Raw genomic sequence first — 19,442 nt, 5'->3', positions numbered from 1 at the left:
TCGATGTCTGACGAACTCTATAGAGCTGCATATTCGGTACTGCTTCCCGCGTTCGGGGATTTGCACCTGGACGACAACGTCCGTCGTTACCTGAGCCGAGGTGGCGTTTCGCTTTTGCTGGGGGAGACACGGGAGGAGTACGTGGGCAGAGCCATGAGCGAGGTGCGAAAGAGTGCGGAAACCCCCGCAGATTTCGTCAACATCGCGCGGCAAGCGGCGTCATTGGCTGGGGCGCCGGTACTGATTGCGGTGGACCAGGAACTCGGCGGCATCGAACGCCTTCATCAATTGGTTCCTGCCATTGCGTCGAGAGAGCAGCTCAAGACGCTGAGCTCGCAGGATATCGAACAGCGATGCTTCGAGATGGCCCAGGCGGCACGAAGCCTGGGGGTCAACCTGTTTCTGGCACCGATTGTCGACGTGGTGACCGGCGCCAATCCATGGCTACTCAATCGACACCTGGGCGCCGACCCGGTCGAGGTCAGCCGGGTTTCCTGTGCCTTTATCCGCGGGGTTCAACGGGCCGGCGTGATTGCGACGGCCAAACATTTTCCTGGCCATTACGTCACTGAAGAGGACCCGGCGATTGCCCAAGCCACGGTTCCCGGACCACTGGAGTTGCTGCATGACAACCTTGAGGTCTTCAAGGAAGTCATTGCTACCGGTGTCAAAGCGGTGATGCCGGGCCCCGCGGTGTTTCCGGCGCTCGACCCGGAACATTCGGCCTCCACCTCGTCAACAGTCATCGGTATTTTGCGTGACACTCTTGGTTTCGATGGCTTGATCATTTCCGATGACCTCGATGCGGTGTCCATCCTCCGGGGACATTCGATTACCGACACAGCTGTTGCGTCACTGTCGGCAGGCGCGCATCTATTGCTGGTGTCGAGTGAATCCGGCCTTGATGCCATCGCCGACGCGATTGTTGCGGCCGTCCATGAGGGTGTACTCGACCGCCGGGCGCTATTGGCAGCCGCGGTCAAGGTTCGGGCGTTGGCCAATGCAACCACCGACCAGAACGCTTCGAGCCAGGACAAGTCATGAGTGCAAATGAAAGCAACGCATTGAGCGTGCTGTTTCCAGTGTTGCTTGATCTGGACATGAGTGACGACGTACGCAGGTTTCTTGACGGCGGCGGTCGCAGCCTGCTCTTTGGCGAGACGGCGCAGGAGTACGGCAGCGGGAAAATGAGTGCCAGCCGCCTGCAATCGGAAACCCTGGAACAATGGCAACGCTTCACCGCAGCCGCCAGGCAAATGGGCGGGCCATTGATTCTGGCGGCGGATGCCGACATCTCCGCCGTTCACCGTTTACAAGGCGTGGCGCCGGCACTTCCTGAGCCGCATCTGGCCAGGAGCATGGTGCTCGCAGATCTGGAACAAGCGTGTTTTCAGGTGGCAACGGCCGTGCGAGATGCCGGGGTGAACCTGCTGTTATCGCCGACTGCCGATGTCTTGGGCGGCACCAATGTCTGGTTGCAGGGGCGCACGCTGTCCGATGATGCGGACCAGGCTGCCAACATGGTCGAGGCGTATGTCCGGGGTGTGCGACGGGCCGGGGTGGGGAGTACCTTGAAGCACTTTCCGGGGCATCCGGTCTTGTTGCACCCTCCGGCGACGGAGGTGGCGGTCGTGACTGAGTCACTGGATCAACTCCGTGCGTACTGGTCACCGTTCCAGGCCGGCGTGGATGCCGGCGCGGACGCGGTCATGATGGGGCCGGCGATTTTTGCTGCCTGCGAGCCTGCGATGGCCGCATCCATTTCCCCCCAACTGATCGGGTTGCTGCGACGTGAGCTGGGGTTCAAGGGGCTGGTCATGACTATTGACCTGGACCACCGCTCCATCATCGGCTCGTTATCGCTCGGCGACGTGGCGGTTGCGGCGCTGAATGCAGGGGCCGATCTGCTGCTGATATCGGCAAAGGCGATGCCCGAGGTTGCGCAGATTGCTCGTGCGATTGTCGCAGCCGTCGCGTGTGGGGCCTTGCCTCAGGAGCGACTGGACACCGCTGCCTTGGCGGTATCGGCCTTGGCCAACCGGCTTTCAAACACTTGAGTGGTCGACAATCGGAACCTGACGCATTGACTGCGTCAGTTTGCGCCGCATTTAGCGTGGCTGCGAAATCTCTACCTGAATCCGATCGCTCTACAATGAATGACAACGGTAGGAGCGTCATATGCAAACCCAAAACAATATCCTGGCCCTGCATTCCACAGTTGCAAAGCACTCGACCCTGGCGATGGATATCGACATCGCAAAGACCGTGGGTTTCGATGCGCTGGAGATCAACAGCGCAAAACTGGAAGCCTGGCTGCAGGCCGGTTACACCGAAGCGGAACTGAAAAGCCTGCTCAAGGACGTGCCTGTCACAGGCATTGGTTACCTGAGGGATATCGAGCGCCAGGGAGCCGAACGCGATGACTTGCTGAAAGAGGCTGAGCGACTTTTCCAATTGGCCAACCTGGCAGGTGCAAAAGGTGTGCAGGTGCTCACCGGGCCAATCAATGTTCAGGCCGTGATCGATTTTCAGCATCATGGCAAGAGCACGTATTACTCCGGTTTGCTGGGTTTTGATGAAGCGACTCAGTATGACTTGACCGCCAGGAACCTCGCCTTGCTGGCTGACCTGGCAAAGCAGTATGACGTGCTTCTTTATCTTGAAGCGCTGTCCTGGACCCCCTTGAACAGCCTGGACCATCAACTTCAGCTGATTGATCGCACCGAGCGCGATAACGTCAAGATGGTCATCGACTACTGGCATTGCTTTACCTCCGGCGTGAAGCCGCAAGACATTGCCAGGATGAACAAAGACGTGATCTATGGCGTGCATGTTTGTGATTCGCTGCCGTTCGAAGGTGGCATTGCGAACGAAGCAATCCTCAGGGATGTGCCGACGGGAAGCGGGGTCTTGAACCTTGCCGAGTGGACGGCCGCAGTGAAGGCAACCGGGTACCAGGGCTGGTGGAGTTGTGAGTTGTTTTGCAAGAAGCAGCAACAACAGAACAGCTACGAAGTCGCCAAAGAGTTGAAGTCACTATTGACCCGGCTTGTGGGTCGATAAACAACTTTTTCGACAAGATCCAAAAATACTTTTTCAAGTTTGATTTCGGCCTGCTCGTCATTGAGCAGGGGCAAGTCAACGCTTGCCAGTCTCTATTGGTTGCCACTGCTCCCGGCAGCCTTGTTCTCAATACTAAAAAGATCTGAGGTCGTAATGGTGGATTTTATCGTAATCGGAGGCGGATCGACAGGTTGCACCGTGGCTTCGAGGCTGAGCGAAGACGCAACAGCATCCGTCGTCCTTTTCGAAGAGGGGCCTCGCGATCGCAACCCCTATATCCATATTCCCGGCGCCTACTACAAGACTGCGCAAGGTCCGCTGCTCAAACGCTATGCATGGGAGCCTACCGAAGATCAACGCCGGACCGAGACACCGACGATGGTCCAGGCCAGCGTGCTGGGCGGCGGAAGTTCGGTCAATGCGATGATCTACATCCGCGGTGTTCCGGCCGACTACGATGGTTGGGCGGAGCAGGGCGCCACCGGCTGGTCCTACAATGATGTACTCCCATACTTCAAAAAGGCCGAAGACAACGAGCGCTTCTGCAATGAGGCCCACGGCGTTGGCGGGCCGCTGGGCGTTTCCGATCCGATCAATGTCCATCCATTGACCAAAGTATGGCTTCGCGCTTGCCAGCAGCACGGATTGCCGTACAACGAAGATTTCAATTCGGGCAAGCCCGAGGGGTGCGGGCTGTATCAAATCACCGCCAAAAACGGCTTTCGCAGCAGTGCCGCAGTGGCGTACCTGGCACCCGCCAAATCGCGCAAGAACCTGACGGTGAAGACGGGGTGTCGCGTCATCCGTATCTTGACGCAAGGCAGCAAAGCCATTGGTGTTGAATACATAGAAAAGGGCGTGCGCCATGTAATGCACGCCGACAAGGAAATCATTTTATCGTCCGGCGCCATCAACTCGCCGCGACTGTTGATGTTGTCCGGTATTGGTCCGGCCGCACAGTTGGATAAACATGGCATCAAAGTGATCAAAGACTTGCCCGGTGTCGGCCAGAACCTTCAGGACCATATTGAAGTGTCTCTGGTGTATGAACTGACGGGCCCGCATAGCTACGACAAGTACAAGAAGCCGCTTTGGAAAATGATGGCCGGTTTGCAATACGCGTTGTTCAGACAAGGTCCGGCGGCGTCAAACCTGATCGAAGGCGGGGCCTTCTGGTGGGGTGACAAGGCGGCAACCCATCCCGATATCCAGTACTTCATGGTGGTGGGTGCAGGCATCGAGGAGGGCGTTGACTCTGTTCCCGGTGGCAATGGATGCACGCTGAACCTGGGGCAGATACGTCCACGGTCCAGAGGCTATGTCGAGCTCTATTCAGCCGACCCGATGTCACCTCCGCGGATCGTGCCTAACTATTTCTCCGACCCTTACGATATTGAAAGCCTGGTGGATGGTTGCCTGGTGGGTGAGCAAATCATGTCCCAGGCCGCCTTCAAACCCTTCATTGCCAGGCGGCATGTGCCGGACGTGGCGGTCCGGTCCCGGGAAGAGATGAAAAAATTCTGTCACGAACAAGCGCACGCCGCGCTGCACCCATCCGGCACTTGCCGCATGGGAGTGGATGAGCTTTCGGTAGTGGGCCCGGATCTCCGGGTGCATGGTATGGAAGGGTTGCGCGTTGCCGACGCATCGGTCATGCCAACGCTGATCTCGGGGAACCCTAACTCGGTGTGCATCATGATCGGCGAAAAGGCCGCGGACATGATCAAAAACGGGCACTAAGCTGGCACGCCGCAAAGCGTGGCAGTCATGGGGCAACCATTGCTTGCTGTGCTTTGCGGGGGCGGGTCTAGCTGCCGAGTAACCACAGCAAGAATGAAACGCCCATCGCGAAAAGCAAAAGCCCTCCGCAAATGCCTGCCTGGCGTTCGAGGGGGGATGCCTGTGCAGCACGAGGGGGCTCCAGCCAATCAACAGGGCGTACGCGCACTCTGGTCAACTGGGCTGTTGCATAAAACAAGCTGTGCATGTCATGTGCCCCTTGGGTCGTCTTTGCTCAATCGAAGGTACAAATCCCCCCCGACCTCTACGAAGCGAAAAAACACGGCATAAATATAGCGGGCTACGCATAAAACCTGCGCCTGACCGCGTGCGAATCACTAGAATGGCGATTCGGTAAAAACAAGAATATGTGGGTGTAAACGCCTTGAAAATTCAGCCTCTTCCGCCCCTCAACAGCTTGATTGCCTTTGAGGCTGCAGCCCGCCACTTGAGTTTTACGTTCGCTGCCAAAGAGCTGAATGTCACGCAGGGCGCGATCAGTCGGCAGGTTCGGTTGCTGGAGGATTATCTGGGCAAGACATTGTTCGAAAGGACAACCCGTACCATCAACCTCACACCGACCGGTGCCCAGTACCACGAGACGGTTCGCGACTGTCTGCAGAGTCTGGCTCGGTCTACGGGGGAAATCCGGCAATGGCGCGGGGATCAGCAGGTGACCGTTGCCACCAGCACGGCCATGGCATCGCTCTGGCTTTTACCCAAGGTTGCCGAGTTTCAACGCCAGCATGAAGAGATCGATCTACGGATCATTGCGATCGATCATGTGAAGGACTACGCCAAGCTCGATTGCGATCTGGCGATGTATTACTGCAGTGCCTCACCGAAAGGCCTGGACGTTACGCCGCTGTTCTCGGAAGAGATTTTCATGGTGTGCAGTCCGTCGTACCTGGCCAAGCATCCCCAACTGTCTTCGATTGAAGGGCTGACTTCCTGCACCTGGCTATGGCTTGAGGATTCCCAGCGGGACTGGATCGGCTGGCAGGAATGGTTCAAGCGCCTGGAGCGTGCTCCCGTTGCCCCGAAACACCGGATCAACATCAATAGCTACAGCATGCTGATCCAGTCGGCGATCAGCGGGCAGGGTGTGGCTCTGGCCTGGAATAATCTGGTCGACGAGCCACTGGGCACGGGCGCGCTGGTTCGACCAAACGATCTGGTGCTGCAGACAGACGCCCAGTTTTGTTTGCTGGAACCTCTCAGTACCCGCGGCCCACGACACAGCGTGAAGCTGTTTCGCGACTGGCTGATGGGACTTCCTTCCGTCCAGGGATAAGGCAAGGTCCAGAAAAAGAAAAACGCCGTCAGCGGTTGGCTGGCGGCGTTTTTCATTCAGTAGTCTCTGTGACCTGTCTCCACAGGCCACAGCGCTGGTTTCAGCCGGCTTTTCTGGCGGTCAGCAAGGATTCCCCGGGACCGTCCGGCAAGGGGCCGCCACGTTGCGAGAGCGCTTCCCGGGCGTGCTCCGGAATGGGCAGGCGAGCGGGAGGCAAGTGGGGCAGGTCGCTGAAGGGTTCCGCCCGCAGGCTGCGAATCAGTGTGTAGCTCATGACCATCATCAGGATTGCAATGGGCAGGCCTGCGGCGATACTCGCCATCTGAATGGCCTTGAGCCCTCCCGCCAGCAGCAGTCCCGCCGCGACACCACCTTCCAGCACACACCAGAGCAACCTGATCCAGTTGGGTGGATTGGTGCTTCCCATCGCGTTCAGCGTACAGAGGACCTGGGTTCCTGCATCGGCCGTGGTCACGAAGTGCACGGCGAGCAGCAGGCAAACGAAGATGGAGAGCGCGCCACCGATCACGGGACCGTCCAGTTTTCCGAGCAGGGTAAACATGGCCGCCGTGGGTTCCTTCTTGGTCGCCAGCAGAATCGTGCCGCCTTCGAAGGTGGCCTGTTCCTGCACCTGCTCGGTGCTTGTCGCTGCTTTCTGGAACTGCTGGCGTTCGGTTTGCTCGCTCTTCAACGCGGCGCCACCGAAGACGGACATCCACAGGATGGTGACCAGGGTAGGCACCACCAAAGCACCGACGATGAGCTCGCGAATGGTCCGCCCCTTGGAAATCCGTGCGATGAACAGCCCCACGAATGGCCCCCAGGTCATCCACCATGGCCAATAGAAGGCGGTCCACCAGTTTTGCCATTGGGTGTCTTTCTGCGTGTCCATCCAAAGGCTCAAACCGACCAGGTTCTGCACATAGTCCCCGGTGGATTCGAACATGAGGTTAAGGATGTAACGGGTCGGCCCGATCACCAGGACAATCAGCATCAACAGGATCGACATGTACATGTTGAGTGTCGAAATCCGTTTCATTCCCTTGGACAGGCCTGCCAGGAGTGAGATGGAGGCGATGATCGTGACCACCAGGATGATCGAAAGCTGCAGGCCGATACTGACCGGCACGCCAAACACCTGGTGCAGGCCGGTGTTGATTTGCGCAACGCCCAGGCCGAGGGATTGGGACACGCCGAAGGCGGTAATCGCCACGCCCATGATATCCACGACATGCCCGATCCAGCCGTAGATCCGGTCACCAATCAGTGGGTAGAGCAGGGACCGAAGCGCCAGGGGCAGACCCTTGCGATAGGCGAAGTACGCCAGGCTCAGGCCGATCAAGGTGAAGATTGCCCATGGATGCAGGCCCCAGTGGAACAGGGTGATACGCATGGCCATGCTCGCGGCCTCATCCGTCAGCCCCTTGGAGAACGGGTTGTCGGCGTAGTGCAGCATGGGTTCGGCGACCGACCAGAAAATCAGGCCGATGCCCATGCCCGCACTGAACAGCATGGCGATCCAGGAACCAAAACTGAACTCCGGCTGGTCGTCGTGGGCGCCCAGTTTCAGGGTGCCGAACCGGCAGACGGAAATGTACAGCAGCAGGCACAGCACAGCGCTCAGCAGTGCCAGGTAGTACCATTTGAAGTTGGTCAGGATGAAGGTCGACGCGGTTTCAAACGCTTTGGCCGCCTGCTCGTTCATGAACGCACAGAACAGCACAAACAGGACCACGGTTGTGATCGAAGCCAAGGTTACATTCGGGTTGAGACCTTTGAGAAGGCCCGATTCTGCACGCATTTTTTTCCCCTTTTATTATTGTTCAAGGGTTGAGGGTTTCGCCGGGTGAGGGGAAGGGCGGTCATTGGCGGATGCCAACGGCCGGTCATCAACTCCTCAGGGTGATCTCGAGGCAGGCTCGGGATGTGGCAACAAAATGGTGGAGACACGGGTCGCCGACAACCCATTTATCCTCATCAATATATGATTTTTGATCATTAATGCCGAAGCGCGTCAAAACGCTAAAAACCCCATCCTTTACTGAACCGTATCAGCAAAGCATGCCGAGCGTATTAATGATCAATAGTCATTAATGCGTGCAACAAAAATCGTTTGTCGAGGCTTCCTCTTCTTGCCGAAACTCGCCGTCATGCAGCAGGCCAGACCTGCCGTGCATTTCCTTTCGTGCCAGCAAGAGAAAACAATAATGACTTCCACGACCGCGACCCGCCTCATCCCGACACACACCCTTGAGACTGTCCTGGCTCCGATCCACGAGGCCCATGGCCTGACCAATGAGTTTTATACCGAGCAACGTTATTTCGACCTGGAGCGCGATCACGTGCTCGGTCGCAACTGGGCGTGCGTCGGTTTCGCCAGCGACCTGCCGGGCAACAGCTACGTCAAGCCGGTGGACTTCATGGGGTTGCCCCTGTTGCTGATGCGTAACCGCGAAGGCCTGGTCCAGGTGTTCCACAACGTGTGCAGTCACCGTGGCGTGAAGCTGGTGCAGCAGGCGGGTGAAGTGCAGGGCGTGATTCGTTGCCCCTACCACTCCTGGACCTACGACCTGAACGGTGGCCTCAAAGGCACGCCCCATGTCGGCGGCATCAATCAGCACAAGGACGAGCGCTTCGCCTGCGAGAAGCATGGCCTGAAGGCCTTGCGCAGCGCGATCTGGATGGACATGGTGTTCATCAACCTGTCGGCTGACGCGCCGGACCTGCAAGACCAGCTCGCGCCGCTCACCGAGCGCTGGACCCAATTCCTCGGCACCGACGGCATGGACCTGCTGCGCCGCGAGCCCAACAGTGGTGCGGTCAGCATCGAGGTCAACTGCAACTGGAAACTGGCGGTGGAAAACTACTGCGAGGCTTACCACTTGCCATGGGTGCACCCGAGCCTGAACAGCTATTCGCGCCTGGAAGACCACTACAACATCATCTTCGATCAGTTCGCCGGCCAGGGCAGCCATGCCTATAACCTGTCCGACGTCGCCGGCACTCACTTGCCCATGTTCCCGTCCTGGCCACGGGATCGCCTGCGCACCGCAGAATACGTAGCGTTCTTCCCCAACGTCTTGCTGGGCATTCAGGCCGACCATGCTTTCGCCATGATGCTGGAGCCGATTGCCCCCGGAAAAACCGTCGAACACCTGCGTCTTTTCTACGTCGGCGACGAGGCCCTCGATGACCGTTTCGAAGCGGCGCGTGACGCTGTGATGCAGTCCTGGCGCGTGGTGTTTGCCGAGGACATCGCTTCTGTCGAAGGCATGCAGAAGGGCCGTCACTCTCCCGGCTATGGCGGTGGTGCATTCTCCCCGGAAATGGATTTGCCGACGCATTTCTTCCACCAGTGGGCGGCGCGTCAGCTGCTCGATTGCGCCGAGAGCGTGTGAGGAGATGAGCATGCATGCGATCCAACCGCACTGGCTGAATTTCATCGACGGCACCTGGACCGACAGTAAGCAGCACATTACCGTCAACAACCCCGGTACGGCGGAACCTGTCGCCACTATCGCCCAGGCTGGAGTGGCCGACGCAGAGCGCGCGCTGCAAGCGGCGCGACGCTGTGCCGACAGTGGTGAGCTGACCCGCGCGCGCCCTGCGCAACGGGTGACCTGGCTGCTGGAAATCGCCGCGCAAATTCGCGCGGTGACTGAAGAGGGCGCGTGGGTCCTGTGTCAGGAAAATGGAAAGAGCCTGCGCGATGCCCGTGACGAATTCGTCGAGGCCGCGCGTTACTTCGAGTATTACGCCGGCATGGCCGACAAGATCGAAGGCACATCCATTCCCCTGGGCAACGGCTACATGGACTTCACGGTCTACGACCCGATGGGTGTTTCGCTGCAGATCGTGCCGTGGAATTTTCCGGTGTCCATCTGCGCCCGTTCGCTGGCGCCGGCCCTGGCGGCCGGTAACGCGGTGGTGATCAAGTCGCCGGAGATTTCGCCGCTGGGACTGTGTGTGCTGTTGCAGGCCATCGAACGTGCGGGCTTGCCACGGGGGGCGGTCAATCTGATCTGTGGCCGCGGCCGGGAAGTGGGGGCTTACATGGCCGGGCATCGTGAGGTCGACCAGATTGTCTTCACCGGCTCTGTCGCCACGGGGCAGAGCATCCTGCGGGCCGCCGCCGAGCACGCGACTCCCAGCGTCATGGAACTGGGTGGCAAGTCTGCCGCGCTGGTGTTCCCCGATGCCGATCGTGAGCAACTGCTGGCCAGCGTGCGCAACGGCATCTTCTTCAATGCCGGTCAGGTGTGCTCGGCGATGTCGCGCCTGCTGGTGCATCGTTCGCTGTATGACGAGGTGGTCGCTGATGTGGTGGCGATGGCCGAGAGCCTGAGCATCGGCCTTGGCCAGGACAATCCGGACCTGACGCCGGTGATTTGCGCCAGTCAGCTTCAGGGCATCGAGGCCATCTGCCGGCGTGCCGAGGAGGAGGGGGCCGTGGTCGCCACCGGCGGTGAGGCGATCAGCGGGCTGCGGGGGCATTTCATGGCGCCGACGGTGTTCCGAGACGTTACCGCGCACATGGATATTGCCCAGACCGAAGTCTTCGGCCCGGTCCTGGCGGTCATTGCCTTCGATACCGAGGAGGAGGCCATTCGCATTGCCAATGGCACTGAATTTGGCCTGGTCGCCGGTGTGTTCACTCAAGACCTCAATCGCGCCCTGCGTTGTGCGCGGCGACTGTGTGCGGGTCAGGTGTTCATCAACGAGTGGTACGCCGGCGGCATCGAAACGCCGTTTGGCGGCGTAGGCCTCTCCGGTTTCGGTCGGGAGAAGGGCCAGGAAGCGCTCTACAGCTACGTCAGGACCAAGAACCTGGCCGTGCGCATCTCGGGCGAGTGAGGAGGCATCAGCATGAAAAAGTGGCTCTGCATTATCTGTGGCCTGATTTATGACGAAGCTCTGGGTTGGCCCGACGACGGCATCGCTGCCGGGACCCGCTGGGAAGATGTGCCGCCAGACTGGCTGTGCCCCGAGTGCAAGGTCGGCAAGTCCGATTTCGAGATGATCGAAATCAGCGAGCCGGTCAAGGTCGCGGCCGTTGCCCCGGTTGTTGTGAAGCAGGCCATGGTTGACGTTTCACCGGCCCAGCCAGTGGTCATCATCGGCAGCGGACATGCCGGCTACGGCCTGGCTCAGGCGCTGCGCAAGGCCAACCCGCAACTCGATGTCCGGGTACTGACCCAGGACTGTGGGCATCTCTATTCCAAGCCGGCGTTGTCCATCGCACTGGCCCAAGGTCGCAGCGCCGCGGCCATGGCGACGGAAAGCCCGATGGCGCTGGAACAGCGATTGGGCATCCGGATTCATAGCCACTGCCGGGTGGAGCGAATCGACGTTGTCGCGCGACGACTTCATACCAATCTGGGCGAGATGCAGTACGGCCAGTTGGTATTGGCCAGCGGGGCTTCGCCGCTGCGCCTGCCCATCGAAGGTTGTGCCGATGCATTGCTGAGCGTCAACAACCTGCAGGATTACCGCGCGTTCCGTGAGCGCCTCGACGGTGTGCGCAGCGTTGCGGTGCTGGGGGACGGTTTGATTGGCTGTGAGTTCGCCAACGACCTGGCGAGCAGCGGCTATCAGGTTCGGGTCATCGGTCTGGGCAAATGGCCGATGGAGCGCCTGTTGCCGGAACCGGCGGGCCTGCAACTGCAACAGGCGTTGTCAGGTCTCGGCGTGCATTGGCATTTGCGCACGACCTTGCAACGTATCGAACAGGGCGCGAACGGCTATCGGCTGGAACTGGCCGATGGTCAGCACTTCGATGCGGATCTGGTGGTGTCGGCAGTCGGCCTGCGGCCTAACGTGGAGCTGGCGCAAGCCGCGGGCCTTGAGTGCGGGCGAGGCATCAAGGTGGATGCGCACCTGCAGACTTCGCAAAGCGGTATCTATGCCTTGGGCGATTGCATCGAGGTGAATGGGCAACTGCTGCCTTACCTCGCGCCGATCAATGAGGGCATACGCGCCCTGGCCAGGACTTTGTCCGGGCAGCCGACGCCAGTGAGCTATCCACTTGCGCCTGTGACGGTGAAGACACCGGCGGCCCCTTTGTGTTTGCTCCCGCCACCCGTCGATTGTGCCGGGCAATGGCACTGCGACGCGACCGGGGACGGACTCAGCGCAGCCTTTCGCGACAACGATGGCGCCTTGCGCGGCTTCGTCCTGCTCGGGCGGCAGGCCCAACAAAAACGCAATGCCTGGCTGCAGAACTGCCAGGACACCCCACAGCATGTGGCTTGAGAATTGACCAATGAACAGTATCGTTAACCTGCCTCATGATGACCACAGTTGTGGCTGGTACGCCGCACTGCCCGAACCGCGTCCGGCCAAGCGCCTGACCGGTGAACAAAAGGCCGATTACGTGGTGATCGGTGCCGGCTTCGCCGGTCTCGCCGCTGCACGCCGGTTGGCTGAGCACATGCCACAGTCGCGCATTCTCCTGGTCGATGCCCAGCGTGTCGGTTATGGGGCATCAGGGCGTAACTCCGGTTTCGTCATCGATCTGCCGCACAAGTTTGCCCTGGAGCATCCTGACCCACAGCACAAGCAACGCCTGCTGGGGCTTAACCGCGCAGCCATCGATCAACTGCAAACCCTGATCGGTCGCCACGCCATCAATTGTCAATGGTCCCATGCCGGCAAGTACCAGGGGGCGGTGGGCGAGCGTGGCCTGGCCTACCTCGACCATTTCGAGAAACTGCTGGCCGACCTGGGTGAGCCTTATCGCCGGGTGGAACGCCAGGAACTGGCCGGCGTACTCGGGACCGACTACTACAGCCGCGCCATTTTCACCCCCGGTTGCTATCTCATGCAGCCGGCGGCACTGGTGCGCGGCCTGGGCGCGTCACTGCCACAGAACGTTGAAGTCCTTGAGGAATCACCCATCCAGCGCCTGGAGAAGGACGCCGGCGGGAACTGGATCCTGGTCGGTAAAGAGGGTTTGATCCGCACGCCGAAAGTGCTGCTGGGTACCAGCATCTTTACCCAGGAGTTTGGTTACTTGCGCAATCGGCTGCTGCCGGTGATGACGTTTGCCAGTTGGACGCGTCCGCTCACCGACGCTGAGATGGCCTCTGTTGGCGTTCAGGCCGACTGGGGGCTGACACCGGCCGACCACGCCGGCACCACGGTGAGGATGACCCAGGATCGTCGTCTCATCATCCGCAATACCTACAAGCACGTTCCACGCTACGGGCGCAGCATCAATGATTCGATCCGCCTGAAAGTCCGCGAGGATCATTGCGCGGCTTTTCACGCCCGTTATCCGCAACTTGCCCATGTTCCCTTCACACACACCTGGGGCGGGGTCTACGCGATCTCGCGCAACTTCACCAACTTCTTCGGCAAGCTCGACGATGGCGTTTTCGCGACGGCTTGTGACAACGGGGTTGGTGCTGCATGGGGCACCATCTCCGGGACATTGCTGGCGGATAAAGTGGTGGGCGCCGATTCTCAGCGTCTGGATGACATCCAGTCCGTGACAGGCATGCCTTCGCGCAATCCGCCGGAACCGTTCCTGGGGCTGGGCGTGCGTTCACGTATCCGCTGGGCGGCGTGGAACAGCAGGCGCGAACTATGAACCAGGCGCCTGCTGACAGAAAGCCGGTGATGCTGGTCGACCACCGGGACCTGGACTTTGTGCATCGCGGTGGCCCCCCGGGGGGCGCCAGCGTTGCCCGAGCCCTGAGCAATGACGTGTCGCCTCATCTGGGGATTGGCTTTGCGCGGTGGGAGGGCGCGGAGGTCGCGTGGACGCTGCTTTATGACGAGGTCATTTTCGTCATTGAAGGCTGTTTCGAACTGAGAGCGAACGGTGAACTGTACCGGGTAACGCCAGGGCAATTGCTCTGGATACCCGAAGGTACCGAGCTCATCTATGGCGGACACGCCCTGTTTGGCTATGTCGTGCATCCCGGTGACTGGAAGCAACGTCACGGCCTCGTCTGATCGGGAAAACTGAGCATGTTTGCGCTCACTAAGGTTTTTTCAACGATATACGCTGCAGCTCTGCTGATGCAGTTGGGTTCCAGCCTGCTGATGACGTATCTGGCCTTGCGCCTGGACGCTGCCGGTGTCGCAGAGTTCTGGGGCGGTGCGCTCATGGCGGCCAATGCGCTGGGAATGGTGCTCGGAGGGCGGATCGGGTACTGGCTGATTGGCTGGATCTCGCATGTGCGGGCCTTCGTGGTCAGTGCGGGGGTGATTGTCACGGCGGTACTGAGTCACCAATTGAGCGACTCGCTGACGCTATGGTTGGCGTTGAGGTTCGTGGTCGGTGTAGCGATGATGTGCCAACTGATGGTCATCGAAAGCTGGCTCAACGACTGTGCGCCGGGTGATCGTCGTGGCGGCGCCATGTCGCTGTACATGGTGGCCAGCTACGTGGGGATGATGCTGGGACAACTGCTGCTGGGCCTGGGCAATGGGCTCGACACCCTGGTGTTGTCCGGTGTGGCCATCGCCTTTGCCATAGGCCTGGTGCCGATGGCCATGCACCGGGGTATGCAGCCCAGCCCGATCAGCCAGGATCGGGTCAGCTTCATGCGCTATGTCCGTCGTCTGCCGCAGTCGTTGGGCACTGTCCTGGCGTCGGGATTGCTCAATGGCTGTTTCTATGGATTGACCCCGATCTTCGCGGCGCAATCGGGTTTCACCCCCGCACAGGTTGGCCAGTTCATGGCCCTGAGCATTGCGGCCGGACTGTTTGCGCAATTGCCGCTGGGCAAGCTGTCGGACCGTTTTTCCCGCGTAGGCCTGATTCGCCTGACCGCCGTTCTGCTTTGTGTCGCTTACCTGCCGTTGGCCTTTTTGCAGGCCCCGGGACAGGGCTGGGTCATGCTGGCGGGCGCCGTGATAGGTTTCCTGCAGTTCTGCCTGTACCCATTGGGCGTTGTTCATGCCAATGACAATCTGGAGCCCCAACTGCGTGTATCGGTGGCGGGGGTGTTATTGGTGACGTTCGGTATCGGCGCAACCATCGGGCCATTGGTGGCAGGCGCATTGATGGAGCACTTGGGACGGCAAGCCCTTTATCTGTTTGCCATTGGCGTGGCGGCGCTGGTTGCTTGCCTGGTCAGTGACAGGCAACGCGTTCCAGTGGCTGTCGTGCAAGTTCCGTGAGGGGGGGAGTGAACGGCGATTGTTCATTGAGGATCTCCACTGTATCCGTGGCGAGGGAGCTTGCTCCCGCTGGACTGCGCAGCAGTCCCCTGCTCTTTAGGGAAAGGAGGGGCCGCTTCGCGCCCCAGCGGGAGCAAGCTCCCTCGCCACAGGTTGCTTATTGTTCGCTCCATCTCTTTGTAGACCGTACTTTACGACCCGGTACGCCTCAGGCCGCCATATGGGTTGCGGCCCATTGCTTTTTGCAACTGGCTTTCATCGCTTCCATTTGCTCGCCGAGGTCGTCCAGCCTGGATTTTCCCAATAGTTTTTTCGCCTGAGGAAACATTTCGGTTTCCTCCTCTTCAATGTGGTGCTCCAGCAGCTCTTTGACGACCTTCACCCGCCCGGCAAATTCCGGTGTACCCGGATCAGTCTGCTTCAGATCCGGCAATACCAGCGAGTCGACGGTGCGATGTTCTTCCTTCGCTTCGAAGTACATGACGTCCTGCTCCTTGGTCCCTGCCGCCTTGAAGGCTGGATAGAGGATTTCTTCTTCCAGTTTGGTATGGATGGAAATCTCCATCTCCAGCTTGTCCAAGAGGTCAGTGCGTTTCTTGATCGCTTTATCAGTCGACTCGCTCAATTGAGCAAGAATGGCTTTCACGGTTTGATGATCGGCTTTCAGAAGGTCAATCGCGTTCATGTTGGCTGCCTCAGCTAGCGTGGAATTGAGCCTCAACGGGGTATGGCATTGAGGCGTGCCGATAGCTATCGCATTTCCTGTGCCAAGGGCATCGGCCAGCCAATACGCCGGTAAACAAGGACTTGCGATCCGTGTTCTTCCACTGGGGCGTGCAGTCTGCAAGAAAGGGCGATTTGAGCATTGCAGATAGCAGAGGTGATTCACTGTAGGGGCGGGTGCAAAAGGTAGAGCGGTCTGATGAAACCGGACACCTCGCAGTAACGCGTAGTATCTGTGACGTTATTGCTGCAACCTGTGCATTAATGATCTGCAATCAACCTACCTTGTTCGTCAGGAGATCAGTACTCACACTGGCAGCACTTGTGTGAAGGCAGCTTCCGATTGAAGGGGAAATGACCATGGTCTCTGTGATTCGATTCAACCAGTTTGGCAATCCTGAAGTACTGAACCTGGAGACATTGAGCGAGCAATCGCCAGGACCCGGCGAAGTCTGGCTTGAGCAGGCAGCCATTGGGGTCAACTTCCTCGACGTGACCCAACGCAAGGGCGCGGTGTCCGTTGCGTTGCCATCCGGACTGGGGTTGGAGGGCGCTGGGCGTGTTGCCGTTGTGGGTGCGGGTGTCAGCAACGTGCGAGTTGGAGATCGCGTCGCTTATGCCACCGGTCCTGTTGGCTCCTATGCTTCGGCCCGGCTTTTTCCGGCTGAGCGGCTGGTCAGGATTCCGGATGCATTGTCGTTTGCTGATGCTGCAGCCGTCATGTTCAAGGGTATCACTGCGCAGTACCTGTTGAAGGCCACCTATCCCGTGGGGCAGGGCACAACCATACTTCTCTACGGTGTAGCGGGTGGGCTGGGGGAAATCATGGTGCCGTGGGCCAAGCACTTGGGTGCGACTGTAATCGGCGTCGTATCAAAGCCGGCCAGTGTCGAAAAAGCTCAAGCGTTGGGCTGCGATGAAGTCCTGGTGTTTGACGCTGACAACCTGGCATCGCAGGTCGCTCGTTTCACCGAGGGTAGAAAGGTCGACGTTGTCTATGACCCCATAGGGCGCGTTTCCTTCCAGGCTTCTCTGGACTGTCTGCGACCACGGGGGCTGATGGTGTCGTTTGGCGCTTCCTCCGGGGCGCCTTCAGCCGTGGAGCTGTCCACGCTCAACGCCAAAGGCTCGCTGTTCCTGACACGTCCTTCGTTGGCCGCCCATACGGCGAGTGCCTCTGAGTACCAGGAGCGCGCACAGGATGTGTTGGCCGCCATAGGTGCGGGTATCATCAAGCCCCGGATCTGGGCAAGCTACTCGCTGGCTGACGCAGCGCTGGCACATGCTGACCTGGAGTCGGGGCGTTCATCGGGAGCGATCATTCTAAAGCCATGAATATTGATGTTCTGACCAGTCAGTCCAGTGACGAGATCGCTGCGTTCCTGGCCGTTGCCTCGCAAGGCTCGTTTGTCGGGGCGGGTCGGCTATTACAGCGACACCCGACTGTCGTCTCGAAACGACTCGCCGCCATGGAAAAGCGCCTCGGCGTTCGGCTCGTGGAGCGCTCAACCCGGCAGGTGCGAATCACTGAAGCCGGTGCCCAACTGGAGCAACGCCTTCGCTCTGCCATCGAGCTGATGAATGAAGCGCAGCAGCAAGCGGCGAAGGGCGCCAGCGAAGTTCGAGGTACTTTGCGCCTTGCATTACCGGCAGCGATGGGACGGCGTTGGCTAGGTCCGATGCTGCCGGAGTTTCTCGAGCTTTATCCTCATGTCTCGATCCTCGCAGATTACAGTGAGCGTCTGGTGGACATCATTGATGAGGGTTTTGACGCTGCCATACGGATCGGCGAGTTGGAAGACAGCCGATTGATCGCCAAAAAGCTGAGCGACCATCGCCGGATTCTCTGCGCTTCGCCGGCTTACATCCGAAAGCACGGAATGCCCCAAACGCCACAGGATCTGATCAAGCACAATTGCCTGCGCTTCAGTGGCCTTGCGTCTTTTCCGCAGTGGCGACTCCATCGCGGCAACGAACTTCAGACGATTACACCGAAAGGCAACCTGACAGCCAATGACAGTGAATCCTTGCTGGCGGCCGCCCGTGCTGATGCGGGAATACTAGGGGCCGGTGACTGGTTGATGAGTCGTGATATCGCGGCCGGAAGGTTGTTGCGTGTCCTTGCGGATTGGCAATTGGACACTGCCGGTGGGGTCTATCTGGTCAGGCCATCGGCCAAATTCCCCACGGCCGTGGTGGTTGCCTTCAAACAATGGATCGAATCAAGGTTTGTTCCTGCACCGCCGTGGGGTATTTGAATCGGCTGTAGCGGTGCATATCGTACTCGGACCTCCAGGCCCGGCCTTACAGCGAAGCGTTGAGTTCGTCGATCAGGCTTTCACGATGTTTCAACGCTGAAACGGACGCCTCGCCCAGCTTGCTGGCAACGGCACTCAACAACGCCTGCGCCAGCAACATGTGGATTGCACGCCAACGATCAAGCAAAACTCCGCAGTTTTGCTAAATCTCGCGTCGGTGATGAGCCGAATTGACGACTATATTCGCGACTGAACTGCGATGGGCTTTCATATCCGACTTGAAATCCAGCGGCTGCGACGTCAAGGCCTTCAGCGATCATGAGGCGTCGCGCTTCGTGTAGACGAAGTTGCTTCTGATATTGCAGAGGGCTCATGGCCGTTATGGATTTGAACCTGTGGTGGAGCGTCGAGGTGCTCAGATTGACGAGTTTCGCTAGCGAATCGATTTGAAGGGGTTTTGAGTAGTTTCCGTTAAGCCACTCAATTGCTCGTGTTACGCGATGCGCCTGGCTGTCGACGATCGCAATCTCGTGCAGCCTCTGGCCCTGTTCGCCACGCAAGAGTCGATAGAATATTTCTCGAATGGCTAATGGCGCCAGGGTGGGAATATCCTCCGGGCTTTCCAGCAGTCTCACGAGGCGGAGCATTGCATCGAGTAACGATGTGTCTATTTTGTCGAGGAAAAGGCCTCGGTTTTGCGCACCACTGGGTACGCCGATCGGACTTGCGTCGGCGATCAGCTGCGTAATTTCGCAGGGATCAATATCCAGGCGGATGCATAGGTATGGCTCCTCGGGAGAAGCTTGAATCACTTGCCCCGCTAAAGGCAGCGTCACGGAAACGACGAGATAGTTCAGCGGATCATAGACGTAGCCTTCATCATGCAGTCGCACCTCTTTACGACCTTGAACGACAATACACAGACCTGGTTTATGAATTGTGTGAATCGCATCTGTAGGGGCATCACTTCTGATGAAGTGAAGCGGGGGCACTGCCGTCTCGAATACACCATACTCGGGCGCAAAACGCTGAATGATGGACGCCAGCTCGGTTCGACGTTGCGTAATTTCGGCATCGGACTGGATCAAGGGAACCTCCTCAAGAGTTGATCACACGTGGCGAGAGTCGGGGCGTTTTTCCGGCAGTACAGCTTTATTAAATATCAAAAAGCCCAGCTATTGCCGGGCTTTTTG

At 59.0% G+C, this 19,442-nt stretch carries 16 protein-coding genes and 1 pseudogene; 14 read left to right on the top strand and 3 right to left on the bottom strand.

Annotated elements, in window-relative coordinates:
* Positions 1-3 precede the first annotated feature (3 nt).
* The 5 genes from PMI26_RS15055 (at position 4) to PMI26_RS15075 (ending at position 6,136) form a co-directional block, all read left to right on the top strand.
* Positions 4-1,044 carry a glycoside hydrolase family 3 N-terminal domain-containing protein gene (locus PMI26_RS15055; protein ID WP_007974778.1) on the top strand — a complete coding sequence of 347 codons (1,041 nt, stop codon included), beginning with the start codon at positions 4-6 and terminating at the stop codon, positions 1,042-1,044.
* The gene (locus PMI26_RS15060) at positions 1,041-2,057 is read left to right on the top strand and encodes a glycoside hydrolase family 3 N-terminal domain-containing protein (RefSeq protein WP_007974776.1); all 1,017 of its coding nucleotides are present in this window, start codon (positions 1,041-1,043) and stop codon (positions 2,055-2,057) included. The genes PMI26_RS15055 and PMI26_RS15060 overlap by 4 nt, the downstream gene beginning before the upstream one ends.
* 121 nt (positions 2,058-2,178) lie before the next feature.
* The gene (locus PMI26_RS15065) at positions 2,179-3,063 is read left to right on the top strand and encodes a sugar phosphate isomerase/epimerase family protein (protein ID WP_007974774.1); all 885 of its coding nucleotides are present in this window, start codon (positions 2,179-2,181) and stop codon (positions 3,061-3,063) included.
* A 153-nt stretch (positions 3,064-3,216) separates the two neighbouring features.
* The gene (locus PMI26_RS15070; RefSeq protein WP_007974772.1) at positions 3,217-4,803 is read left to right on the top strand and encodes a GMC family oxidoreductase; all 1,587 of its coding nucleotides are present in this window, start codon (positions 3,217-3,219) and stop codon (positions 4,801-4,803) included.
* A 424-nt stretch (positions 4,804-5,227) separates the two neighbouring features.
* Positions 5,228-6,136: a LysR substrate-binding domain-containing protein gene (locus PMI26_RS15075; RefSeq protein ID WP_033047874.1), complete on the top strand. Its 909-nt coding sequence runs from the start codon at positions 5,228-5,230 to the stop codon at positions 6,134-6,136.
* A gap of 100 nt (positions 6,137-6,236) precedes the next feature.
* Here PMI26_RS15075 and PMI26_RS15080 read toward each other — a convergent pair whose 3' ends face one another.
* Positions 6,237-7,937 (bottom strand): BCCT family transporter, encoded by a 1,701-nt coding sequence (locus PMI26_RS15080; RefSeq protein ID WP_007974769.1) that lies wholly within the window; start codon positions 7,935-7,937, stop codon positions 6,237-6,239.
* A gap of 406 nt (positions 7,938-8,343) precedes the next feature.
* Between PMI26_RS15080 and PMI26_RS15085 the strand changes: the two genes are divergently transcribed.
* From PMI26_RS15085 to PMI26_RS15110, 7 genes and pseudogenes are all read left to right on the top strand, one after another.
* Positions 8,344-9,534: an aromatic ring-hydroxylating oxygenase subunit alpha gene (locus PMI26_RS15085; protein ID WP_033047872.1), complete on the top strand. Its 1,191-nt coding sequence runs from the start codon at positions 8,344-8,346 to the stop codon at positions 9,532-9,534.
* Positions 9,535-9,544: 10 nt separating this feature from the next.
* Positions 9,545-10,990 (top strand): aldehyde dehydrogenase family protein, encoded by a 1,446-nt coding sequence (locus PMI26_RS15090; RefSeq protein WP_007974765.1) that lies wholly within the window; start codon positions 9,545-9,547, stop codon positions 10,988-10,990.
* Positions 10,991-11,002: 12 nt separating this feature from the next.
* Positions 11,003-11,164, top strand: a pseudogene (locus PMI26_RS31890) (rubredoxin); the annotation flags it as partial.
* Positions 11,153-12,388 (top strand): FAD-dependent oxidoreductase, encoded by a 1,236-nt coding sequence (locus PMI26_RS15095; RefSeq protein ID WP_338009685.1) that lies wholly within the window; start codon positions 11,153-11,155, stop codon positions 12,386-12,388. The pseudogene PMI26_RS31890 and the gene PMI26_RS15095, both read left to right, overlap by 12 nt.
* Before the next feature lie 10 nt (positions 12,389-12,398).
* Positions 12,399-13,727: an NAD(P)/FAD-dependent oxidoreductase gene (locus tag PMI26_RS15100; RefSeq protein WP_007974762.1), complete on the top strand. Its 1,329-nt coding sequence runs from the start codon at positions 12,399-12,401 to the stop codon at positions 13,725-13,727.
* Positions 13,724-14,095 carry an ethanolamine utilization protein EutQ gene (locus PMI26_RS15105; RefSeq protein WP_007974760.1) on the top strand — a complete coding sequence of 124 codons (372 nt, stop codon included), beginning with the start codon at positions 13,724-13,726 and terminating at the stop codon, positions 14,093-14,095. The genes PMI26_RS15100 and PMI26_RS15105 overlap by 4 nt, the downstream gene beginning before the upstream one ends.
* Before the next feature lie 15 nt (positions 14,096-14,110).
* Positions 14,111-15,268: an MFS transporter gene (locus tag PMI26_RS15110; protein WP_007974758.1), complete on the top strand. Its 1,158-nt coding sequence runs from the start codon at positions 14,111-14,113 to the stop codon at positions 15,266-15,268.
* Between the two features lie 208 nt (positions 15,269-15,476).
* On the opposite strand, the gene PMI26_RS15115 is transcribed toward PMI26_RS15110, so the two are convergent.
* The gene (locus PMI26_RS15115) at positions 15,477-15,953 is read right to left on the bottom strand and encodes a hemerythrin domain-containing protein (RefSeq protein ID WP_007974756.1); all 477 of its coding nucleotides are present in this window, start codon (positions 15,951-15,953) and stop codon (positions 15,477-15,479) included.
* Between the two features lie 398 nt (positions 15,954-16,351).
* Here PMI26_RS15115 and PMI26_RS15120 point away from each other — a divergent pair, with 398 nt between their 5' ends.
* Together PMI26_RS15120 and PMI26_RS15125 are read left to right on the top strand one after the other, a co-directional pair.
* Entirely contained in the window at positions 16,352-17,326 is a 975-nt protein-coding gene (locus PMI26_RS15120; RefSeq protein WP_007974754.1) for a quinone oxidoreductase family protein, read from the top strand.
* Positions 17,323-18,249, top strand: coding sequence for a LysR family transcriptional regulator (locus PMI26_RS15125; protein ID WP_007974752.1), 927 nt, complete (start codon positions 17,323-17,325; stop codon positions 18,247-18,249). The genes PMI26_RS15120 and PMI26_RS15125 overlap by 4 nt, the downstream gene beginning before the upstream one ends.
* Before the next feature lie 179 nt (positions 18,250-18,428).
* On the opposite strand, the gene PMI26_RS15130 is transcribed toward PMI26_RS15125, so the two are convergent.
* A complete protein-coding gene (locus PMI26_RS15130; protein WP_007974751.1) occupies positions 18,429-19,337 on the bottom strand; it encodes an AraC family transcriptional regulator in 909 nt (302 codons plus the stop codon).
* Positions 19,338-19,442 lie beyond the last annotated feature (105 nt).

The sequence above is a fragment of the Pseudomonas sp. GM33 genome (genome assembly GCF_000282295.1).
GTDB lineage: Bacteria > Pseudomonadota > Gammaproteobacteria > Pseudomonadales > Pseudomonadaceae > Aquipseudomonas > Aquipseudomonas laurylsulfatiphila.
The sequence above is the reverse complement of the archived record's forward strand: the minus strand, read 5'-3'. Positions and strand labels throughout refer to the sequence as shown.